We start from the raw sequence: 610 nt of genomic DNA on the forward strand, positions 1-610 counted from the left end.
GTATGATTTATCAATCAGTTTTTCATTTGTGATGTGGACACTCGGTGCATTTCTACGTTTATAAATATAGTTTGTAGATGTTCTGTAATTCTGCAATTGGCGATATTCAAGCATATCTTGCAAATATGATTTGATTTTATTTTTGAGGTTTTCCCTTTGCTTTTTGAGTGTCTGCAGACGTTTGATTTCTTTGTCTACAGTTTCAATGTCGCCCTCTACACTTCGAATAAGTCCTATTGTATTATCGACTTTAATATCAATACTCGCTTCGATAGATTCCAGTGTGTCTTTCAAAACTTCTGGATCGATGCCTTCATCAATTTGATTACGAAGCGCTTCATATTGTTCATTTAAATTGAATAAGCTCATTATGACTTTAAACCTCCACTCAATATTTTTTCTATATTTGTTATGCATTGCTTTTTATATTCTTCGCTATTATCGCTACCTACAATCACATGTTGGACGTCTAAGTCTTTTCTGTATGTGAGTACTAGTGTTTGCTTTTTATCATAATTAGAGTATTCGATCGTACCTTGTACATCGGACTCATCTAACATATCGATAAATTTATGCGAATATTTTTTAAGGTCCATGTAGTACCTCCTGT

Annotated in this window: 2 protein-coding genes; both read right to left on the reverse strand. The window is 33.1% G+C overall.

Features of this window, described 5'->3' with window-relative positions:
- Window positions 1-369: siphovirus Gp157 family protein (locus HMPREF3270_RS06050; protein WP_070867199.1), on the reverse strand; the 369-nt coding region annotated here is incomplete at its 3' end.
- On the reverse strand, window positions 369-596 hold the full coding sequence (locus HMPREF3270_RS06055) for a hypothetical protein (protein ID WP_070867200.1): 228 nt from the start codon (window positions 594-596) through the stop codon (window positions 369-371). The genes HMPREF3270_RS06050 and HMPREF3270_RS06055, both read right to left, overlap by 1 nt.
- Window positions 597-610: the final 14 nt, after the last annotated feature.

It is taken from the genome of Staphylococcus sp. HMSC65H10 (assembly GCF_001839185.1).
In the GTDB taxonomy this organism is placed as follows: domain Bacteria; phylum Bacillota; class Bacilli; order Staphylococcales; family Staphylococcaceae; genus Staphylococcus; species Staphylococcus simulans.